19 protein-coding genes are annotated in these 20,996 nt (G+C 37.8%); 16 read left to right on the forward strand and 3 right to left on the reverse strand.

Going from position 1 to position 20,996, the window contains the following annotated elements:
* Positions 1-95: 95 nt before the first annotated feature.
* From ilvE to MHH98_RS10855, 11 genes are all read left to right on the forward strand, one after another.
* Positions 96-995 (forward strand): branched-chain-amino-acid transaminase, encoded by a 900-nt coding sequence (ilvE, locus tag MHH98_RS10805; RefSeq protein WP_038182004.1) that lies wholly within the window; start codon positions 96-98, stop codon positions 993-995.
* A gap of 15 nt (positions 996-1,010) precedes the next feature.
* Positions 1,011-2,678, forward strand: a complete 1,668-nt coding sequence (ilvD, locus tag MHH98_RS10810) for a dihydroxy-acid dehydratase (protein WP_038182002.1) — start codon at positions 1,011-1,013, stop codon at positions 2,676-2,678.
* A gap of 330 nt (positions 2,679-3,008) precedes the next feature.
* Positions 3,009-4,763 carry a biosynthetic-type acetolactate synthase large subunit gene (gene ilvB / locus MHH98_RS10815; RefSeq protein WP_076065118.1) on the forward strand — a complete coding sequence of 585 codons (1,755 nt, stop codon included), beginning with the start codon at positions 3,009-3,011 and terminating at the stop codon, positions 4,761-4,763.
* A complete protein-coding gene (gene ilvN / locus MHH98_RS10820) occupies positions 4,760-5,272 on the forward strand; it encodes an acetolactate synthase small subunit (RefSeq protein ID WP_038181999.1) in 513 nt (170 codons plus the stop codon). The genes ilvB and ilvN overlap by 4 nt, the downstream gene beginning before the upstream one ends.
* Positions 5,273-5,319: 47 nt before the next feature.
* Entirely contained in the window at positions 5,320-6,351 is a 1,032-nt protein-coding gene (gene ilvC, locus MHH98_RS10825) for a ketol-acid reductoisomerase (protein ID WP_340712806.1), read from the forward strand.
* Positions 6,338-7,879, forward strand: coding sequence for a 2-isopropylmalate synthase (locus tag MHH98_RS10830; protein ID WP_076034848.1), 1,542 nt, complete (start codon positions 6,338-6,340; stop codon positions 7,877-7,879). The genes ilvC and MHH98_RS10830 overlap by 14 nt, the downstream gene beginning before the upstream one ends.
* Positions 7,880-7,900: 21 nt before the next feature.
* Complete coding sequence (gene leuB, locus MHH98_RS10835; RefSeq protein ID WP_038181991.1) at positions 7,901-9,001, forward strand: 3-isopropylmalate dehydrogenase; 1,101 nt, start codon at positions 7,901-7,903, stop codon at positions 8,999-9,001.
* Between the two features lie 16 nt (positions 9,002-9,017).
* Entirely contained in the window at positions 9,018-10,427 is a 1,410-nt protein-coding gene (leuC, locus tag MHH98_RS10840; RefSeq protein ID WP_038181989.1) for a 3-isopropylmalate dehydratase large subunit, read from the forward strand.
* Positions 10,428-10,441: 14 nt separating this feature from the next.
* Positions 10,442-11,029, forward strand: a complete 588-nt coding sequence (gene leuD, locus MHH98_RS10845) for a 3-isopropylmalate dehydratase small subunit (RefSeq protein WP_076065015.1) — start codon at positions 10,442-10,444, stop codon at positions 11,027-11,029.
* Between the two features lie 112 nt (positions 11,030-11,141).
* Positions 11,142-11,678 (forward strand): GNAT family N-acetyltransferase, encoded by a 537-nt coding sequence (locus MHH98_RS10850; RefSeq protein ID WP_038181978.1) that lies wholly within the window; start codon positions 11,142-11,144, stop codon positions 11,676-11,678.
* A 398-nt stretch (positions 11,679-12,076) separates the two neighbouring features.
* Positions 12,077-12,478: a thiol-disulfide oxidoreductase DCC family protein gene (locus tag MHH98_RS10855; protein ID WP_340712808.1), complete on the forward strand. Its 402-nt coding sequence runs from the start codon at positions 12,077-12,079 to the stop codon at positions 12,476-12,478.
* Between the two features lie 60 nt (positions 12,479-12,538).
* Here MHH98_RS10855 and MHH98_RS10860 read toward each other — a convergent pair whose 3' ends face one another.
* The 3 genes from MHH98_RS10860 to MHH98_RS10870 are packed head-to-tail and all read right to left on the reverse strand — an operon-like array spanning position 12,539 to position 13,793.
* Positions 12,539-12,886, reverse strand: coding sequence for a DMT family transporter (locus MHH98_RS10860; RefSeq protein WP_076065016.1), 348 nt, complete (start codon positions 12,884-12,886; stop codon positions 12,539-12,541).
* Positions 12,887-12,911: 25 nt separating this feature from the next.
* The gene (locus MHH98_RS10865) at positions 12,912-13,241 is read right to left on the reverse strand and encodes a DMT family transporter (protein WP_038181931.1); all 330 of its coding nucleotides are present in this window, start codon (positions 13,239-13,241) and stop codon (positions 12,912-12,914) included.
* A gap of 12 nt (positions 13,242-13,253) precedes the next feature.
* Complete coding sequence (locus MHH98_RS10870) at positions 13,254-13,793, reverse strand: TetR/AcrR family transcriptional regulator (RefSeq protein WP_076065017.1); 540 nt, start codon at positions 13,791-13,793, stop codon at positions 13,254-13,256.
* Between the two features lie 481 nt (positions 13,794-14,274).
* Between MHH98_RS10870 and MHH98_RS10875 the strand changes: the two genes are divergently transcribed.
* The 5 genes from MHH98_RS10875 (at position 14,275) to acnA (ending at position 20,961) form a co-directional block, all read left to right on the forward strand.
* Positions 14,275-14,997, forward strand: coding sequence for a FadR/GntR family transcriptional regulator (locus MHH98_RS10875; RefSeq protein ID WP_038181926.1), 723 nt, complete (start codon positions 14,275-14,277; stop codon positions 14,995-14,997).
* Between the two features lie 138 nt (positions 14,998-15,135).
* Entirely contained in the window at positions 15,136-15,852 is a 717-nt protein-coding gene (locus MHH98_RS10880; RefSeq protein WP_038181922.1) for a (Fe-S)-binding protein, read from the forward strand.
* Positions 15,853-15,863: 11 nt separating this feature from the next.
* Positions 15,864-17,294 (forward strand): LutB/LldF family L-lactate oxidation iron-sulfur protein, encoded by a 1,431-nt coding sequence (locus MHH98_RS10885; protein WP_038181919.1) that lies wholly within the window; start codon positions 15,864-15,866, stop codon positions 17,292-17,294.
* A complete protein-coding gene (locus MHH98_RS10890) occupies positions 17,291-18,001 on the forward strand; it encodes a LutC/YkgG family protein (RefSeq protein WP_038181916.1) in 711 nt (236 codons plus the stop codon). The genes MHH98_RS10885 and MHH98_RS10890 overlap by 4 nt, the downstream gene beginning before the upstream one ends.
* Before the next feature lie 254 nt (positions 18,002-18,255).
* Positions 18,256-20,961: an aconitate hydratase AcnA gene (gene acnA / locus MHH98_RS10895; RefSeq protein ID WP_076034855.1), complete on the forward strand. Its 2,706-nt coding sequence runs from the start codon at positions 18,256-18,258 to the stop codon at positions 20,959-20,961.
* Positions 20,962-20,996 lie beyond the last annotated feature (35 nt).

The following is a 20,996-nucleotide window of genomic DNA, read 5'->3' on the forward strand; positions in this document are numbered from 1 at the left end:
GGTTCAAATACGTACTATGATAGCAACAATTTAAAAAAACGTTTGAGACAACATTCAAAAACGTGACTATGTTATTTAAAGAAAGAGTGATAGGTATGGGAAACCAGTTAATTTATCTTGATGGAGATTTTGTTAAGAAGGAAGATGCGAAAGTATCAGTTTATGACCATGGCTTTTTATATGGTGACGGAGTGTTTGAAGGTATTCGTTCATATAACGGAAATATCTTTCGTTTAGAGGAACACTTAGTAAGACTCTATGAATCAGCAAAATCCATTTTACTAGAAATTCCATACACAATCGAAGAAATGACTGAAGTAGTGAAAGAAACTATTAAAGTAAATTCTCTACAAAGTGCTTATATCCGTTTAATCGTTTCACGTGGTGTTGGTAACTTAGGGATAGATCCTAGAAGTTGTAAGCAAGCAAGTGTAATTGTAATCGCTGAGCCACTAGCTTTATTCCCAGCAGAGCTTTACGAAACTGGTATTGAAATTGTTTCAGCTTCAAGCCGTCGTAACCGTTCTGATGTATTAAGTCCAAAAACGAAAACATTAAACTATTTAAATAATATTTTAGTTAAAATAGAAGCTAACCTAGCAGGTGTATCTGAAGCGTTAATGATGAATGGTGAAGGTTATGTAGCTGAAGGCTCAAGCGACAATATCTTTATCATTAAAGACAATAAATTAATCACACCTCCAGGTTATATCGGTGCTTTAGAAGGAATTACGCGTAATGCAATCTTAGAAGTTGCTGCTAAAAAAGGTTACGAAGCAACTGAAGGTGTATTTACTAGACATGATGTATATGTAGCTGATGAAGTATTCTTAACAGGTACAGCTGTTGAAGTAATCGCTGTGGTGAAAGTAGACGGCCGTGTCATTGGCGACGGTACACCTGGTAAAGTGACGAATGACATTTTAGAGGGTTTCCGTGCAATCGTTGAACAAGATGGCGTGAAAGCTTACGACGAAAAAACTACAGTAGTGTAATGAGGGGCGTTTAATATGAGAAGTGACATGATAAAAAAGGGAGTCGATCGTGCTCCGCATAGAAGTTTACTATATGCAACAGGTGTTAAAACAAAAGATTTAGATAAACCATTTATAGGAGTTTGCAATTCTTACATTGATATTATTCCAGGTCATGTTCATCTTCAAAAGTTTGCTGAAGTTGTTAAAGAGGCGATACGAGAAGCGGGTGGGATTCCATTCGAATTCAATACAATCGGTGTAGACGATGGGATCGCTATGGGCCATATCGGAATGCGCTACTCATTACCAAGCCGAGAGCTAATCGCAGATTCTGCAGAGACAGTTATTAATGCACACTGGTTTGATGGTGTATTCTACATTCCAAACTGTGACAAAATCACACCAGGAATGTTGATGGCAGCTGTTCGTACGAATGTTCCTTCTGTATTTGTATCAGGTGGTCCTATGGAAGCTGGTGTTTCTTCTACTGGAGAGCAACTTTCATTAACTTCTGTATTTGAAGGCGTTGGTGCTTATAAAAGCGGTCAAATGACTGCAGAGCAATTAAAGGACATTGAAGATAACGCGTGCCCGACTTGTGGCTCATGCTCAGGGATGTTTACGGCAAACTCTATGAACTCTCTAATGGAAATGCTAGGAATGGCTTTACCAGGCAACGGTACGATCTTAGCAACTTCTGATGCACGTCATCAATTAATTAAAGACGCTGCAAAACATTTAGTCCAAATGATCAAGGATGATTTAAAACCACGCGATATCATTACGAAAGAAACAATCGATGATGCTTTTGCCCTTGATATGGCAATGGGAGGTTCAACTAATACTGTATTACATACATTAGCAATCGCTCATGAAGCAGAAATCGATTACAACATAGAAGATATTAATAAGGTAGCTGAACGCGTACCATATTTATCGAAAATAATGCCAGCTTCAAATTATTCAATGCATGATGTTCATCTTGCAGGTGGTGTTAGTGCAATCGTCAACGAGCTTTGTAAAATTGATGGGGCAATTCATAAAGATCGAATCACTATCACAGGTAAAACAATTGCTGAAGATGTAGCAGGACATGAAATTACAAATACAGATGTCATACGTACAAAAGATAATCCATATAGTCCTGTAGGTGGTTTATCAGTACTTTTCGGTAACATTGCTCCTGAAGGTGCTGTTATTAAAGTAGGTGCTGTTGATCCGTCTATCAAAGAATTCACAGGTGAAGCTATTGTCTTTGATTCTCAAGAGGAAGCTCAAGAAAACATCGATAATGGCACAGTTCAAGCAGGTCATGTTGTAGTCATTCGTTATGAAGGACCTAAAGGTGGACCAGGAATGCCTGAAATGCTTGCACCAACTTCTGCTATTATGGGACGTGGTCTAGGTAAAGAGGTAGCACTTATTACAGATGGTCGTTTCTCAGGTGCTTCACGAGGTATATCAATCGGGCATATTTCTCCAGAGGCGGCTGATGGTGGGCCGATTGCATTAGTAGAGAATGGTGACATAATCTCTATTGATCTAACAAACCGTACGATAGAATTACAAGTTTCCGCTGAAATTTTAGCGGAAAGAAAGCAAAATTTAAAACCATTCGAACCAAAGATTAAAAAAGGTTACTTAGCACGTTATTCGAAGCTTGTAACGAGCGCTTCTACAGGTGGCGTAATGAAAATTTAGTATGACAATTAAATATAGAAATCGTTGATGAGGTTAAAGGTTATAGATTTTAGTATTCACAGAGAGCCGGTAGTGCTGGGAGCCGGTAATACAACTATATCCGACATCCCCTCGGAGTGGGTTGCTAAACACGCAAGTAATTAGGTAACCCCGGGCGCAACCAATTGCGCTCGTTAGATAAAGAATAGATTCGTCTATTCAAGAGGTAGTCTTTTGACTATGAACAAGGGTGGTACCATGAAAAGCTTATTTTCATCCCTACGTAAAGGTTTTCTTTGCGTGCGGAGAAATGGGCTTTTTTTATATAAAAAATTAGGGAGGAGTTATATGATGAATGCACAAGTTCCACTAAAGAGTAGAGAATCAGCACCGGAAGAGGCCAAACAAGAAATTAAAAAGCAACAAAATGGTGCTGCATTGTTCATCGAATCGTTAAAAAAACAAAATGTTGAAATTATTTTCGGATATCCAGGTGGTGCTGTCTTACCATTATATGACGCACTATACAAAGATCCGATTAAACATATACTCGCCAGACATGAACAAGGGGCAATTCATGCCGCAGAAGGTTATGCTCGCGTATCAGGAAAAACAGGAGTCGTAATTGCTACGTCTGGACCTGGAGCTACAAATCTTGTAACAGGTATTACAGATGCCATGATGGATTCTCTTCCACTTGTTGTCTTTACAGGTCAGGTTGCAACAACAGTTGTTGGAACCGATGCTTTCCAAGAAGCTGATATCGTTGGCATCACTCAACCGATTACAAAGCATAACTATCAAGTGAAGAACATTAACGATATTCCAAGAATCGTAAAGGAAGCATTCCACATTGCTTCAACTGGTCGAAAAGGACCAGTACTTGTTGATATTCCAAAAGATATTGCAAATACCATCTTCGAATCGGAAGTAGATGATAATGCACCGATTAATTTACCAGGTTATCAGCCGACATTGCATCCGAACTTTTTGCAAATTCAAAAAGCAGTGAAAGCTATTGGTGAAGCAAAACAACCTTTGATCTTAGCAGGTGCTGGAATACTAGCGGCAGATGCATCAGTTGAATTAACTGAATTTGCTGAAAAACACAATATTCCGGTAACTAATACTTTACTTGGACTTGGCAGTATTAACGGTGAACACGAGCTTTTCTTAGGGATGGCAGGTATGCACGGGACATTTACGTCTAATATGGCGATTAGTAACTGTGATTTACTTATCAATATAGGGGCACGCTTCGATGATCGCCTTACAGGAGATCTAAGCAAATTCGCTCAAAAAGCGAAAATAATTCATATCGATATTGATCCAGCCGAAATTGGAAAAAACGTTCCAACTGATATTCCAATTGTTGCAGATGCAAAAGAAGCATTAAAAGCACTATTGAAACAAGAGATTGAAACACCTGATACGTTGCTATGGCACGAGTATTTGGCAGAATGCTTAGCGGAATATCCATTATGGTATGACGCAAAAGAGCCAGATACAGTTTATCCGCAACAAGCTGTGGAGCTAATAAACCGTATTACAAATGGTGAAGCGATCGTCACAACAGACGTAGGTCAACACCAAATGTGGACAGCACAATACTACAAATTTAAAACCGACCACAATTGGGTAACGTCTGGCGGACTAGGAACAATGGGCTTTGGCTTCCCAGCTGCAATTGGAGCTCAATTTGCTAAACCTGATCAAAGAGTTATCTCTATTGTAGGTGATGCAGGCTTCCAAATGACATCTCAAGAACTTGCACTATTGAAAGAATTTAACTTACCAGTGAAAATTGTTATTTTAAATAACAGCTGTTTAGGGATGGTTCGTCAATGGCAAGAAACGTTCTATGAAGAGCGTTATTCATCTTCCTTAATGCCAGTTCAGCCAGATTTCGTGAAACTAGCTGAAGCTTACGGTGTGAAGGGTTACCGCATTAATACAATCCATGAGGCTGAAAATATACTGACTGAAGCACTGTTATCAGATGAGCCAGTACTAATCGATTGTCGTGTAAAACAACTTGAAGTTGTTAATCCAATGGTAGCACCTGGTAAAGGATTAGATGAAATGATTGGGGTGAAAAAAGGATGAAAAGAGTTATTACAGTAACTGTGATCAACCAAAGTGGTGTATTAAATCGCGTCACAGGTTTACTCATGAAAAGACAGTTTAACATCGAAAGTATCACGGTTGGTCATACAGAACAACCGGGTATCTCAAAAATGACTTTCATCGTACATGTAGAGGATGAAAATAAAATTGAACAATTGGTCAAACAGCTTTCAAAACAAATTGATGTGATAAAAGTAAATGATATCACTGACAAATCAATTGTTATACGTGAGCTTGCACTAATTAAAGTTGTTGCTCCACCGAATTTGCGCATGGAGATTAACTCAATTGTCGAGCCTTTCCGTGGTTCCATTATCGATATGGGTAAAAATGTTGTAACTTATCAAATTGTTGGAAACCCAGAGAAGATTGACGCATTCATTGAATTGATCCAGCCATATGGTATTAAAGAGCTAACACGTACTGGTGCTACAGCGTTTGTACGTGATGCACAAGTAAAACCAACAGCGCAACTTTCGATTTTATAATAAAAAGCTTCTAAAAAAACTATTAAAACAATCAGGGGGAATTTAAAATGGCAAAAATGTACTATAACAACGATATCAACGAGGCAACTTTACAAGGTAAAAAAATCGCAGTAATCGGATATGGTTCACAAGGTCATGCACACGTTCAAAACCTAAATGAATCAGGCTTCGACGTTACAGTTGGTATCCGTCCAGGAAAATCTTTCGATAAAGCTGAGCAAGATGGCTTAACAGTAAAAACAGTAAAAGAAGCAGCTGCAGAAGCAGACGTTATCATGATCTTACTTCCAGACGAACGCCAAAAAGCAGTTTATGAAGAAGAAATCGCACCAGGATTACAAGCTGGAAATGCACTAGTATTTGCACATGGTTTCAATGTACACTTTGGCCAAATCGTACCACCAGCTGATGTTGACGTATTCTTAGTAGCTCCAAAAGGTCCAGGACACTTAGTACGCCGCACATACGAAGCTGGCGCAGGTGTACCAGCATTATTCGGTATTTTCCAAGATGCAACTGGTAACGCAAAAGATTTAGCACTAGCTTATGCAAAAGGTATCGGTGCAGCACGTGCTGGTGTAATCGAAACTACTTTCAAAGAAGAAACAGAAACAGATCTATTCGGGGAGCAAGCAGTTCTTTGCGGTGGTACAACAGCTCTAGTAAAAGCTGGTTTCGAAACTTTAGTAGAAGCAGGTTACCAACCAGAAATCGCTTACTTCGAATGTATGCATGAACTAAAACTAATCGTTGACTTGATGTATGAAGGCGGTCTAGCTAACATGCGCTACTCAATCTCAGATACAGCTGAATGGGGAGATTTCGTATCTGGTCCACGTGTAATCGATGCATCTGTAAAAGAACGCATGAAAGACGTTTTAACAGATATCCAAGAAGGTAAATTTGCAAAAGAATGGATCAACGAAAACGAAACAAACCGACCTAAATACAATGCAATTAAAAAAGCAGAATCTGAGCACCAAATCGAAGTAGTTGGAGATAAACTTCGTGAAATGATGCCTTTCGTAAACAACGGTAAAAAGATTGAGAAAGAAGTGGTAAACAGTGCGCAAAATTGAAATTTTTGATACTACACTACGTGATGGAGAGCAATCAGCAGGTATTAATCTAAATACCGCTGAAAAGCTTGAAATTGCGAAACAGTTAGAACGCTTTGGGGCATCTATTATTGAAGCAGGTTTTCCTGCTTCTTCCCCTGGCGATTTCGAAGCTGTACAACGTATTGCAGGTACAGTTAAAAACTCAATCGTTACAGGTCTTGCAAGAGCAATCAAAAAGGATATTGATATTACTTGGGACGCACTTAAAAAAGCAGAACAACCACATATCCATGTATTCCTTGCTACAAGTCCAATCCATATGCAATACAAACTAAACAAAACACCAGATCAAGTTGTGGAAGCTGCCGTAGAAGCTGTCAAATATGCAAAAAATACATTTCCACTAGTACAATGGTCTGCAGAAGATGCTTTCCGCTCTGACCGTGAATTTCTTGTACGTATTATAAATGAAGTAATTAAAGCTGGTGCAACTACTATTAACATTCCAGATACAGTAGGTTATGCAAGCCCTGCTGAATATGGCGCACTATTTAAATATTTAAGAGAAAATGTCACAGGTAGTGACAAAGTAAACTTCTCCGCTCACTGTCATGATGATTTAGGCATGGCCGTTGCAAACTCAATCGCAGCAATTGAAAATGGCGCCAATCAAGTTGAGGGTACAATTAATGGAATCGGTGAACGTGCTGGTAATGCAGCATTAGAAGAAATCGCTGTTGCAATGCACATTCGTAAAGACATTTACGGTATCGAAACTGGCATTAACTTGCAAGAAATTAAACGTACGAGTCAACTCGTCAGTAAACTTACAGGTGTCGTTATTCAACCAAATAAAGCAATCGTAGGTAAGAATGCCTTCGCTCATGAATCAGGTATACATCAAGACGGGATGTTAAAGAATCCTGAAACATATGAAATTATTACACCTGCTTTAATTGGAGAAAGTGCGGTTCCTCTCGTATTAGGTAAACACTCCGGAAGACACGCCTTCAAAGACCGTGCTGAAACGATGGGCTTTGACTTAAGCGACGATAAAATCAATCGCGCATTCGCGGAATTTAAAAAGTTAGCTGATCGTAAGAAGGAAATTAATGAAGAAGATTTATTAACTTTACTAACAGATCAACAAATTCAATATGAAGAAATATCAGTGTATGAGCTGAAAAGCGTTCAAGTTCAATACGGTACTGAGAACATTCCAACTGCTACCGTGCAAGTAATTCAACCAGACGGTGAAGAAGTAACAGTAGCGTCAACCGGTTCGGGTTCTGTTGAAGCAATCTTCAATACTTTGGAATTACTGATTAATTCTAAGGTTGAAATTTTAGACTACCGTGTAACTTCTGTAGGGAAAGGTCGTGATGCATTAGGTGAAGCAGTTATTAATTTAACATACAAAGACCAAAAAGTTACTGGTCGTGATGCAGCACAAGATGTTTTGGAAGCTTCAGCAAAAGCGTATTTAAACGCTATCAATAGACAGATTATTCAATCGGGTTTAAGAGCTAAAGAATTAATTCGTTAATCATATAGAGGAGGAGTTTTTATGGAAAAGAAAATTACAGTACTACCGGGTGATGGCATTGGCCCCGAAGTTGTCGCTTCGGCCGTGTCAGTATTACAATCAGTCGGTAAAAGATATCATCATACATTCCACATCGCTTATGGTGCAATAGGTGGATCAGCAATTGATCAACATAATGATCCGTTACCTCAAGAAACGATTGCCCTTTGCGAAGAAAGTGATGCAATCCTACTTGGAGCAGTTGGGGGTCCTAAGTGGGATCAAAATCCAGCTGAATTACGACCAGAAAAAGGTTTACTACGCATTCGTAAGCACTTTGATTTATTCTCAAACTTACGTCCAGTGCAAGCAATTCCGTCACTTTTGAAAGCTTCTCCTCTAAAAGAAGATATTGTGAAAGATGTTGATTTACTAATCGTTCGTGAATTAACTGGTGGTTTATATTTTGGCGAACCTCGTCAACGTACGGAAAAAGCGGCTCTAGATACATTAGTGTACACACGATTTGAGGTTGAACGTATCGTTGATAGTGCTTTCCAATTAGCACGTGTACGTAGAGGGAAATTAACGTCTGTTGATAAAGCAAACGTTCTTGAATCTTCAAGACTATGGCGCCAAATTGTAGATGAAAAGAAAGTTGGTTATCCAGATGTCGAAGTTGAACATAGTTTAGTCGATTCTACAGCAATGAAATTAATAACGAACCCAGCAGCATATGACGTTGTTGTAACGGAGAATATGTTCGGTGATATTCTAAGTGATGAAGCTTCAGTAATTACAGGTTCACTAGGTGTGTTACCTTCTGCAAGTATACGTTCTGATAATTTCGGATTATATGAGCCCGTCCATGGTTCAGCTCCTGAAATTGCAGGACTAGGCATTGCGAACCCAGCTGCAACGATTTTATCTGTCGCGATGATGTTAAAGTATTCATTTGGCTTAAATGAAGAAGCAGCTGAAATTGAACGTGCTGTAGCTGCAGTATTCGAAGATGGTTATTTCACAGGAGATCTCGCAACTCCAGGAAGTCGCGTATTAACAACAGCTGAGTGGACTGAAAAAGTCATTAATGAACTAGACACTAGCTTCGTTTCAGATAGCATTATGACATCATATATCTAAGAAAAGGTGATATTATATGGCAAAAAATATAATCGAAAAAGTATGGGATCAACATGTCGTTTATCAAGAGGACGGGAAACCGGATTTGCTTTATATCGACTTGCATTTAATTCACGAAGTAACATCTCCACAAGCCTTTGAAGGACTTCGTTTAAACAATCGTAAAGTACGTCGTCCTGACCTATGCTTTGCAACAATGGATCATAATGTGCCGACAAAGAATTTACCTACGATTAATGACCCAATCGCTAAAAAACAAATTAACACATTAGCAGAAAACTGTGCAGAATTTGGTGTTCAATTAGCAGATATGGGACATCCAGATCAAGGGATAGTTCACGTAATCGGACCACAACTCGGTTTAACACAACCGGGTAAAACAATCGTTTGTGGTGACTCACATACATCAACTCACGGTGCATTCGGTGCAATTGCGTTTGGTATCGGTACAAGTGAAGTGGAACATGTATTATCAACTCAAACCTTATGGCAAAACAAACCAAAAACGATGGATATCCGTGTCAACGGTGAACTTGGCTTTGGTGTAACTGCAAAAGATATCATTCTAGCAATCATTGCGAAGTTTGGTATTGATGTAGGTACTGGTCATATTGTTGAATTTACAGGTGATGCTATTCATCAATTATCGATGGAAGAACGAATGACAATATGTAATATGTCAATTGAAGCAGGGGCAAAAGCGGGCTTAATCAGTCCGGATCAGATCACTGTAGATTATATTAAAGGCCGCGAGTATGCTCCACAAGGCGATGCATTCGAGGAAGCAAGTGAGTACTGGCTATCATTAGCGTCAGATTCTGATGCTACATATGACCGTGTGCTTGAAATTGATTCAAATGAAATCGAACCATTTGTCACATGGGGTACAAATCCTTCAATGGGTTCGGGTATTTCAAATCACGTACCTTATGCAGCTGATTTCGAAGAAGAATCAGATAAACAAGCACATAAAAAAGCACTACAATATATGGATTTACAAGAAGGTACACCATTAACTGATATTGCTATTCAACATGTGTTTATTGGTTCATGTACGAATTCACGACTACATGACTTACGTTCTGCAGCAGCAGTTATTGAAGGTAAAAAAGTAAATGAAAATGTAAAAGCAATTGTTGTACCAGGTTCATTCACGGTTAAAAAGCAAGCAGAAGAGGAAGGGTTAGATAAAATCTTCTTGGATGCGGGCTTTGAATGGCGTGAATCAGGATGCAGTATGTGTCTTGCGATGAACGAGGACGTGGTTCCAGCTGGAGAAAGATGTGCTTCAACGTCTAATCGTAACTTCGAAGGACGCCAAGGTGCTGGTTCTCGTACGCATCTTGTGAGTCCACAAATGGCAGCAGCTGCCGCAATCGCTGGACACTTCGTAGATGTTCGCGAAATTTTAAATGTACCTGTGTAATGGAGGCGTAGAGGATGGAACCAATTAATGTAGTGAATAGCGTACTAACACCACTTAATAGAAAAAATGTTGATACCGATCAAATTATTTCTAAAGAGTTTTTAAAACGAATCGAACGTACAGGTTTTGGTCAATTTGTTTTTTACCACTGGCGCTTCGATCAAAATGATCAACCAATTGAAGATTTCGTATTAAATCAACCACAATATCAAGGCTCTAAAATTTTAGTAGCGCACGAAAACTTTGGCTGTGGATCATCACGTGAGCACGCACCATGGGCTATTTTAGATTATGGATTCAATGTAGTTATCGCACCAAGTTTTGCGGATATTTTCCATAATAACTGTTTCAAAAACGGTATTTTACCGATTAAGTTGTCTGTTTATGAAGTAGAAGAATTACTTGCAGCAGGCGAAGCTTCACCACTTGAAACAGAGGTGAATTTAGAAGCTCAAACTGTAACAGCGAATGGTAAAGTATACAATTTTGAAATTGACCCTTACTATAAACAAATGCTATTAAATGGCTGGGATGAGATTTCTTTAACATTCCAATATGATGAGCAAATTACGAAGTATGAAGCAACTCGCAAAGCGTATTAAATAAGTATAAAAACTACCTAGTGTCTAAATTGGCATTAGGTAGTTTTTAATGATTTATGGGGATATTAAATTGTTTGTTTTTTAGTTGATTTTTGAAAAGGGGTGTAACGTAATGTTTCCAATTTTAAAGACTGAACGGCTAATTTTGAGAGAACTAATAGAAGATGATGCACAGGCTATATTAGATTGCTTTTCAAATGTTGATGTATTACGTTTCTATGGGCAAAATCCACTAACAAGTTTAGATCAGGTGAAACAAATTATCGGGAATTTTTCGAGGAATTATGAGAAAAAAATAGGTATCAAATGGGGAATTGAACGAGAAGGTATGGATGGAATTATTGGAACAATTGGGTTTCAAGAATGGTCCCATGAACATAAGAGAGCAGATATAAGCTACGCACTTTCTCCTGAATACTGGGGAAGTGGATATGCAACTGAAGTTGTTAAGGAAGTAATTACTTATGGATTCGAAAAGCTTGGCATAAAGCGTATTGGAGCGGTCGTTTTTGTGGAAAATACTTCTTCGAATAAGTTATTAGAGAAATTAGGCTTTGAAAAAGAAGGCGTTTTGAGAAATTATATGTATCAAGATGGTGTTCCACATGATACTAATATTTACTCTTTACTAAATGATAAATCCATCTAGAAAACTAAACGAGGCAGGAAATAAAATTTTAGATAGTAATTTAATCGCTTTTCTAGTGGAATAAATGAGCTAACATGAGAGTTATCTTACCATATTGCCTGGGAAATCAGATATAACAGAATTGAATTTTCTGAAAATAAATCAAATACATCAAGCGAATTGATTGGTTAAGATCGATTCGTTTTTTTTTATGTGGATCTTTATACTGTGATTCGTATCTATAGTATTTACTTTAAATAGTCTTAGTCAATAGATTCAAAGGTGTCATCCAACAAGTTTTCTGTAGAGATCTTTACAGAATTATTGTTTGATTATCTCAAATTCTAAACGGTTCTTTGTTAAATTAGTTGTAAATATTGTACAATAATTAGTAATACATATAGAAAGAGTGGAGAGTAATGACCAACCATCAAAATCCAATACTGTTTTATGACGGTAGTTGCGGATTCTGTCAGTGGGCAGTTCAGTTCGTCTTAAAACATGAACGGAATCACGATATTCTTTTTGCTCCATTACAGGGTGAAACTGCAAAAAACACATTATCGCTGAATCTTACGAAGAATCTCGATTCAGTTGTAGTGAAAAGTCCAGCTGGCATATTGACTGAATCAGAGGCTGTGTTTTTTTTACTCCCTTATTTAAAAACACCTTTTTCCTTGTTCACTATTTTCAAACTAATTCCCTTATTTGCCCGAAATCCAGTATATCGTCTGGTAGCTCGCAATCGTCATAAATTAATGAAAGCACCTGCTAGTTGCCACTTACCAAGTTTAGATGAACGAAAAAGACTATTACCATAATTCGATTTGTATTCACATGTAGTCTTTCATTTAATAGAGTAAAGAAAAACCATCGAGCTTTTAACTTGATGGTTCTTCTACTTTTTCCGGACTATTGGAAGCATTTAATAAAACTACTCCGCCAATTATTAATACTATGCCAAGGAATGTCATAATGCTAAATGGATCATCCCATAACAATATACCAATAACCGCTGTTATAGCTGTCCCTATTCCTGCCCAAATAGCGTAAGCTAAACTTAATGGAATCGTTTTAAGACATAGTGATAAGCAGTAAAATGCTACGCCAAAACCAATTATTACACCAATAGAAGGGAGCAAATTTGTAAATCCTTCTGATAATTTCAACATTGTTGTGCCAAATATTTCGCTAATGATGGAAATCCCTAAAGCTATATAACCTTTCATACTATAACCCCCGAATATCTAAAGATTAATGAACGCTACCACTAGAGAGTTTTAATACAACAACTCCACCAATGATTAGCACTAATCCTAAAGCTTTTTTTAAATTAAAATTCTCTTTATACACAATTACACCTACTAAAGCGGTTAAGGCTGTCCCTACCCCTGACCAAATTGCATAAGCTGTGCCTAGTGGTATTGTTTTAAGTGATAAAGATAAGCAATAAAAAGCTGAAAACATGCCAATAATTACACCAATGGAAGGGAGCAACCTTTTAAATCCGTTTGAAACTTTTAACATAGAACTACCAAATACTTCACTAATAATGGCTACGGCCAAAATTATATATGGATTCAAGATATTGACCTCCTACTTTGTCATGCTAATTAATTTTTGAATAACATCTTCACGCAATTTTTCATCTAATGGAGCTATATTAAACAGTTCTGAATAGTATAGTCCATCTATAGCTAATCGAATAATAGTTGCTGTTACTGGATCTATACTATCTTGCTCCACTTTATTTTGCATATACTGATAGCTTTGAGACATGCTTGTTAATAAATCTGGATTTAACATAGAAGAAGCAAGTAGTCCTACATTTAACTCGGCATTGTTACTCAAATCCTCTTTTGTTGCTTCTATTAAAGCGCGGCTCCATCTACCTTTTTCTATCGAGTCATTCATAGCGTGCTCATTAAATCGAGAAGTGAAATCTTCGAAGATATATTGAGTTACTTCCAATAATAATGCTTCTTTATTGGGAAAGTGATACAATAAACCACCTTTACTAATCCCAGCTTGCTTTGCCACTGAATCTAAAGTTAGTGAGTTTATATCATTTTCCAAAATATAGTCTTTAGCAGATTTTAGAATGTGTTTGCGCTTGATTGTTGCTTTTGATTCCATGTGTAAGCCTCCCCTTGAATAAAACCGTCCAGATGGTCTTTTTTGTGTTTTTATTGTACCGTCTAGACGGTTTTTTTGTCAATATAAAATGCTATGCTTAATCGAAAAAAAGGGTGTTATAGCAGAAAAACATTTGATTTCCACTAACTGTCTTCTAATGAACTATGTGTTTTAGACACTATGTAACTGAATATAGTTAATATATAAACCTCGTTAGTCTATATTATGAACACATCACTGCTGCACAATTTTTTCATCAATCTATGTATACTTCTACCACCATTTAAATAAGAAAGAATAACACAACTTCGAAAGAAAACAATGCTTTTTATAAATTAATAACATTAACGATTTTTTGTATAACTTAAGCAAAGACAACAAACCTATTATGTATATTATCAGATGATCCACAATTATTATTTAACATTAGTTTTTAATATAGTATTTCCTTTGGTTATAATAGAATAGAGGTGACATACAATTGAACTATAAAAAGATTACCAGAAAAAAGATTTACGAAGAAGTGGCTGATATATTATTAGAAATGATTAAAGATGGTCAGTTGAAACCAGGAGATCAATTAGACTCTGTACAAGAATTGGCAGTCAATTTTCAAGTAGGAAGATCAGCAATTCGTGAAGCACTAACTTCCTTACGAGCAATGGGACTTATTGAAATGCGGCAAGGGGAAGGGACATTCGTCAAAACATTCACTGCAGATAATCTAGCTTATCCTATCCAAAGTGCAATACTTATGACGGATAAAAACATTCAAGAGTTATTAGAAGTACGACAAATTTTAGAAACGGGCATTGTCGCAAGCGCTGCTCAAAAAAGAACCGCAGAAGATTTGGAAGTGATGCGTGTTCATTTAATGGAAATGATCAATCACAAAAAAAACTCTGATCTAGGGGAGAGAGCTGACTTAGCCTTCCACTTAGCCATTGCTAAGGCTGCGAATAATGTATTACTTAGCACATTAATGCAACATGTGTCTCATCTAATGTCTGAATCTATGCGTGAAACACGTCGTATTTGTTTATATGATGAAAAAAAAACATTAGATCTATTAAACGAACAACACCATTTAATATACAAACAAATAGAAGCACAGGATGCAGAAGGTGCAGCAAAGGCGATGAAGGCACATTTGCAATTTGTGGAGTCAGTTTTAGCGCAATATATCCAAGAGGAAAATGACTAATCTATAAGTCATTCTTCTATGTTAAATTAACAGAAAAATTCGTATTTTCAATAAAAGGATTGGAAAACCATTGTTTATTCCTGTATCATTAATAAAAAACAAGTCATCAGATGACCATATCTTTTGGGGGGTATGTACATGAAAGTAACACTATTTGTAACATGTCTTGTGGATATGTTTGAAACAAATGTGGGAAAAGCAACTGTGGAGTTATTGGAGCGACTGGGTTGTGAAATTGATTTTCCTACAGCGCAAGTATGCTGTGGTCAACCGTCTTACAATTCTGGATATGTTGAGCATACAAAAGCTGCTATTAAAAAAATGATAGAAACGTTTGAAGCAGCGGAAGTTGTTGTCACACCATCAGGTTCGTGTGCAACAATGTTTCATGAATATCCAAAAATTTTAAAAGATGAACCTGGTTGGTCTGCACGTGCAAGGCTATTGGCTGAAAAAACGTACGAACTAACTGATTTTATCGTCAATGTATTAAAGGTAGAAGATGTCGGAGCTAAGTTAACTGGAGAAGCAACTTATCATCCATCATGTCATATGACACGCTTATTAGGGATAAAAGATGCACCCTATACACTTTTATCCAACGTAGAAGGCCTAGAAATGAAACCTTTACCGTATGCGTATAATTGCTGTGGTTTCGGGGGAACGTTCTCCGTGAAAATGGGGAATATTTCGGAACAAATGGTTGATGAAAAAGTTGATGCTGCAATCTCTACAAATGCGCAGATTTTAGTAGCATCTGACGGCGGTTGCATTATGAACATTGCTGGACGAATGCAACGTAGGCAGGTACCGGTGAAAGTAATGCATATTGCTGAAGTATTAAATTCACATTAAGGGGTGAGCGTATGGCTGTAAAAATTACGGATGGGAATTTTAAAGACAAAGTAAAAGATAATTTACAAGATGATTTTATGCGCGGTGCGGTGTCTGGTGCACAGGATCGCCTGCGTTCTCGCCGATTAGAAAACGCTGAGGAACTTGGGAACTGGGAAGAATGGCGCTCTCACGGGGAAGAGATTCGCCAACATGTGCTGGAAAATTTAGATTATTATTTACAAGAGTTATCTGACAACGTACAAAAGCTTGGTGGTCACGTTTTCTTTGCACAAACCGCAGATGACGCTAATCGATATATTGAAGAGGTTGTTAAAAAGAAAAATGCAAAAAAGATTGTCAAATCGAAATCTATGGTTACTGAAGAAATCGGCTTAAATGCTGTATTAGAAAAGGCTGGTTGTAATGTGATTGAGACCGATTTAGGGGAATATATTTTACAACTTGACGAACACGACCCACCATCCCATATAGTCGCACCTGCATTACATAAAAACAAAGAGCAAATTCGTAAGGTATTTGAAGAGAAAATAAACTATAAAAAATCTAACGATCCAACAGAATTGGCACGTCATGCACGTGAGACACTACGTAATGAATTTTTAACTGCAGATGTCGGTATTACAGGTTGTAACTTTGCAATTGCTGAATCTGGTTCGATTAGTTTAGTAACAAATGAAGGGAATGCTCGTCTAGCTACGACTGTTCCGAAAACGCAAATTACCGTTATGGGTATGGAGCGCATTGTACCAACGTTCGAAGAATTAGAAGTACTCGTGAGTTTATTGACACGAAGTGCTGTTGGGCAAAAACTAACGAGTTATATCACGGTATTATCAGGGCCACGCCGTGAAGGTGATGCTGATGGTCCTGAAGAATTCCATCTAGTCATCGTGGATAATGGTCGTTCAAAAATTCTAGGTACAGAATTTCAATCAGTATTGCAATGTATACGCTGTGCTGCCTGCATAAATGTCTGCCCTGTATATCGTCATATTGGAGGTCATTCATATAACTCAATCTATCCAGGACCAATAGGCGCTGTTTTGACTCCGTTACTTGCAGGATATGATGACTTTAAAGAATTACCTTACGCCTCTACATTATGTGGTGCTTGTACAGAAGCATGCCCTGTGAAGATTCCGTTGCATGATTTACTTCACAAACATCGACAAATAATAGTAGAAAAAGAAGGTAAAGCACCAATTTCTGAAGGTTTGATGATGAAGGCGTTTGGTATTGGGGCAGCCTCCAATCCGCTATATACAACAGGAACAAAACTCGCAACAAAAGTGATGAAGCCCTTTATGAAAGACAAAGAGTTTATATCTAAAGGACCGGGACCATTAAAAGAATGGACGATGATTCGCGAATTCCCTACACCAAAAAATGAACGTTTCCGCGACTGGTATAAAAACCGTGAAGGAGGAGACAATAAATGATCCAACAACGTGCACCATTTATAAAAAATATCGCAACAGCACTTGGCCGAGAAATGAATACAACAAAAAAGCCTGAACGAAACTGGAAGTACAATCCGCAAGCAAAAACACTTACTGATCTATCCCGAGATGAGCTAGTGCAAGTGTTTCAGAAACAATGTAGCAATATTCATACAGACTATATTGAAACAACTGCAGACCAATTAAAAGAAGTGTTAGCAAATCGTGTAGATTTGTATGGAGGTGGTCCTGTTTCTATTTGGAAAGATGAACGCTTTGACACATTCGGTTTACGTAATCTATTGGAAGAAGAATGGCCACAAGCTAGTATTGAAGTGAATGAATGGAATGTAGAAAATGGAGATGACAATATTATACTTGCAGAAAAAGCGAATGTGGGTATTACTTTTAGTGATATAACACTTGCCGAGTCTGCAACAGTTGTTTTATTTTCAACAGGCGGTCAAGGGCGATCAGTCAGTTTGCTTCCGCAAACCTATATTGCGATTATCCCAAAAAGCACAATTGTCCCAAGAATGACGCAAGCAGCACAAATCATCTCTGAAAAAGTGCAAAATGGTGAAACAGTGCCGCCATGTATTAATTTCATATCTGGACCAAGTAATTCAGCTGATATTGAGATGAATCTAGTAGTTGGTGTGCACGGACCAATAAAAGCAACTTATATAATAGTAGAAGATCGATAATTAAAAACATGTCTACAGTTGCTTTTGTAGACATTTTTTTAATTTCGTAAAATTTGATGTATTCTGTATTAAAATGAAAAATCAACATTTTCGAGAGTGCTTATGGCATTTGGAAAAGGTCATAAATATAACTTATCACATACTATAATATTAATGTAATTTACTTATGTATCTATTTAGTATATTATTGTTGGTGGAGAAAAGAAGCTATTATTAAAGCCTTTTCATTAGTTAATTAGAGGGGGAACCAACCTATGGCAAACAAAAACTTGCATAACAGCCGTGCTTCATTCGAGGTAAATGGTAAACAGTATAACTTCTACCGTTTAGCTGCTATCGAAGAAGCTGGTATCGCAAATGTATCACGCCTTCCTTATTCAATCAAAGTGTTATTAGAATCTGTTTTACGTCAATATGACGGCTATGTAATCAAAGAGGATCATGTTGATCAATTAGCAAAATGGGGCGCAGATGTAGACCCTAATGCTGAAGTTCCTTTCAAACCATCACGCGTAGTATTACAAGATTTCACTGGTGTACCAGTAGTAGTTGACTTAGCATCTCTACGTTCTGCTATGAAAGAAATGGGCGGAGACGCTAACGAAATTAACCCTGCAATTCCAGTTGACCTTGTAATTGACCACTCAGTACAAGTTGACAAATATGGTACTGCAACAGCTTTACAAGCTAACATGGACCTTGAATTCGAACGTAATGCTGAGCGTTACAACTTCTTAAAATGGGCTCAAACAGCTTATGACAACTTCCGTGCTGTACCTCCAGCAACTGGTATCGTTCACCAAGTTAACCTTGAGTACTTAGCTCCAGTTGTACACGTGAATGAAAATGCAGACGGAACTTTCGAAACATTCCCAGATTCAGTGGTTGGTACTGACTCACATACTACAATGATCAACGGTATCGGCGTACTTGGATGGGGTGTAGGTGGTATCGAAGCTGAAGCAGGTATGTTAGGTCAACCTTCATACTTCCCAGTTCCAGAAGTAATCGGTGTTAAATTAACAGGCGATCTTCCAAACGGAACTACAGCTACTGACTTAGCTCTTAAAGTAACTCAAGTACTACGTGCTAAAGGTGTAGTTAATAAATTTGTTGAGTTCTTCGGTCCTGGGATTCCTCAATTACCATTAGCTGACCGTGCAACAATTTCAAACATGGCTCCAGAATATGGTGCTACATGTGGTTACTTCGCAATTGATGAAGAATCGTTAAACTATATGCGTTTAACTGGTCGTGACGAAGAGCACATCCAAGTTGTTGAAAAATACTTAAAAGAAAACAACATGTTCTTTGATCCTGAATTAGAACCAGTTTACACAGACGTTGTTGAAATTAACCTTGCTGAAATCGAACCTAACTTATCAGGTCCTAAACGTCCGCAAGATTTAATTCCACTTTCAAACATGAAAAAACGTTACCACGAAGTAGTAGTAGCTCCTTCTGGTGTACAAGGTTTTGGTTTAACTGAAAAAGAATTCGATAAAACTGCAACTGCTAAATTCGCTGAAGGCGATGTAGAAATTCCTGCAGGTGCTGTAGCAATCGCTGCAATCACTTCATGTACAAATACATCTAACCCTTACGTATTAATCGCTGCTGGTTTAGTAGCTAAAAAAGCTGTTGAAAAAGGTTTAACTGTTCCTAAATGGGTTAAAACTTCATTAGCACCAGGTTCAAAAGTTGTTACTGGATACTTAAATGATTCTGGTCTAACTTCTTACTTGGACGAAATCGGTTTCAACACAGTAGGTTACGGCTGTACTACATGTATCGGTAACTCAGGTCCATTACTTCCTGAAATTGAAGAAGCGATTACTTCAAATGATTTATTCGTAACTTCTGTTCTTTCAGGTAACCGTAACTTTGAAGGTCGTGTACACCCACTAGTTAAAGCTAACTACTTAGCATCACCACCACTTGTTGTTGCTTATGCATTAGCTGGTACTGTAGATGTAGATCTTCAACATGATTCATTCGGTAAAGACAAAGATGGCAACGATGTATTCTTCGCTGATATCTGGCCTTCAACTGAAGAAATTAACAATGTTCTTAACAAAGTTGTAACTCGTGATCTATTCCAAAAAGAATATGCTCGCGTATTCGACGAGAACGAAAAATGGAATGAAATTGAAACTTCAACTGATTCTCTATATACATTTGATGAAAATTCAACTTACATTCAAAACCCACCATTCTTCCAAAACCTTGCACCAAAACCAGAAGACATTAAAGGGCTTTCTGGCTTACGTGTACTTGCGAAGTTCGGTGACTCTATCACAACTGACCACATCTCTCCTGCAGGTGCGATTGGTAAAGATACACCAGCTGGTCAATACTTACGTGCTAACGGTGTAGAACCACGTAACTTCAACTCTTACGGTTCTCGTCGTGGTAACCACGAAGTTATGATGCGCGGTACTTTCGCTAACATCCGTATCCGTAACCAAGTTGCTCCTGGTACAGAAGGTGGTTACACTACTTACTGGCCAACAGGCGAAGTTGAGTACATTTACGATGCAGCTATGAAATACGCTGAAAACGGTACTGGTTTAGCTGTACTTGCTGGAAAAGATTACGGTATGGGTTCTTCACGTGACTGGGCTGCGAAAGGCACTAACCTTTTAGGTGTTAAAACAGTTATCGCTGAATCTTACGAACGTATTCACCGTTCAAACCTAGTAATGATGGGTGTTCTTCCATTACAATATGTTGATGGACAAAGCGCTGAATCTCTAGGCTTAACTGGTAAAGAAGAAATCTCAGTTAATATTGCTGAAGGTGTTAAACCTCAAGATATCTTAACTGTAACTGCTAAAGCTGAAGATGGTTCTGTTAAAGAATTTAAAGCTCTTGCACGTTTCGACTCAGAAGTTGAAGTAGATTACTACCGTAACGGCGGTATCCTACAAATGGTACTTCGTAACAAATTAACAAAATAAGTTAGGTATGATTCTTTAAGAGTCTTCCTTGCCTT

Origin of the sequence: Viridibacillus sp. FSL H8-0110, from assembly GCF_038003565.1 — a bacterium.
Taxonomy (GTDB): Bacteria; Bacillota; Bacilli; order Bacillales_A; family Planococcaceae; genus Viridibacillus; species Viridibacillus arenosi.

Excerpts from the sequence above, each read along its gene's own strand:
- ilvC (WP_340712806.1), top strand. The coding sequence starts at position 5,320 with ATGGCAAAAATGTACTATAACAACGATATCAACGAGGCAACTTTACAA.
- MHH98_RS10885 (WP_038181919.1), top strand. The coding sequence starts at position 15,864 with ATGGCTGTAAAAATTACGGATGGGAATTTTAAAGACAAAGTAAAAGAT.
- MHH98_RS10855 (WP_340712808.1), top strand. The coding sequence starts at position 12,077 with ATGACCAACCATCAAAATCCAATACTGTTTTATGACGGTAGTTGCGGA.
- MHH98_RS10850 (WP_038181978.1), top strand. The coding sequence starts at position 11,142 with ATGTTTCCAATTTTAAAGACTGAACGGCTAATTTTGAGAGAACTAATA.
- leuC (WP_038181989.1), top strand. The coding sequence starts at position 9,018 with ATGGCAAAAAATATAATCGAAAAAGTATGGGATCAACATGTCGTTTAT.
- leuD (WP_076065015.1), top strand. The coding sequence starts at position 10,442 with ATGGAACCAATTAATGTAGTGAATAGCGTACTAACACCACTTAATAGA.
- ilvD (WP_038182002.1), top strand. The coding sequence starts at position 1,011 with ATGAGAAGTGACATGATAAAAAAGGGAGTCGATCGTGCTCCGCATAGA.
- MHH98_RS10860 (WP_076065016.1), bottom strand. The coding sequence starts at position 12,886 with ATGAAAGGTTATATAGCTTTAGGGATTTCCATCATTAGCGAAATATTT.
- ilvB (WP_076065118.1), top strand. The coding sequence starts at position 3,009 with ATGAATGCACAAGTTCCACTAAAGAGTAGAGAATCAGCACCGGAAGAG.
- acnA (WP_076034855.1), top strand. The coding sequence starts at position 18,256 with ATGGCAAACAAAAACTTGCATAACAGCCGTGCTTCATTCGAGGTAAAT.
- MHH98_RS10870 (WP_076065017.1), bottom strand. The coding sequence starts at position 13,793 with ATGGAATCAAAAGCAACAATCAAGCGCAAACACATTCTAAAATCTGCT.
- ilvN (WP_038181999.1), top strand. The coding sequence starts at position 4,760 with ATGAAAAGAGTTATTACAGTAACTGTGATCAACCAAAGTGGTGTATTA.
- MHH98_RS10890 (WP_038181916.1), top strand. The coding sequence starts at position 17,291 with ATGATCCAACAACGTGCACCATTTATAAAAAATATCGCAACAGCACTT.
- ilvE (WP_038182004.1), top strand. The coding sequence starts at position 96 with ATGGGAAACCAGTTAATTTATCTTGATGGAGATTTTGTTAAGAAGGAA.
- MHH98_RS10880 (WP_038181922.1), top strand. The coding sequence starts at position 15,136 with ATGAAAGTAACACTATTTGTAACATGTCTTGTGGATATGTTTGAAACA.
- leuB (WP_038181991.1), top strand. The coding sequence starts at position 7,901 with ATGGAAAAGAAAATTACAGTACTACCGGGTGATGGCATTGGCCCCGAA.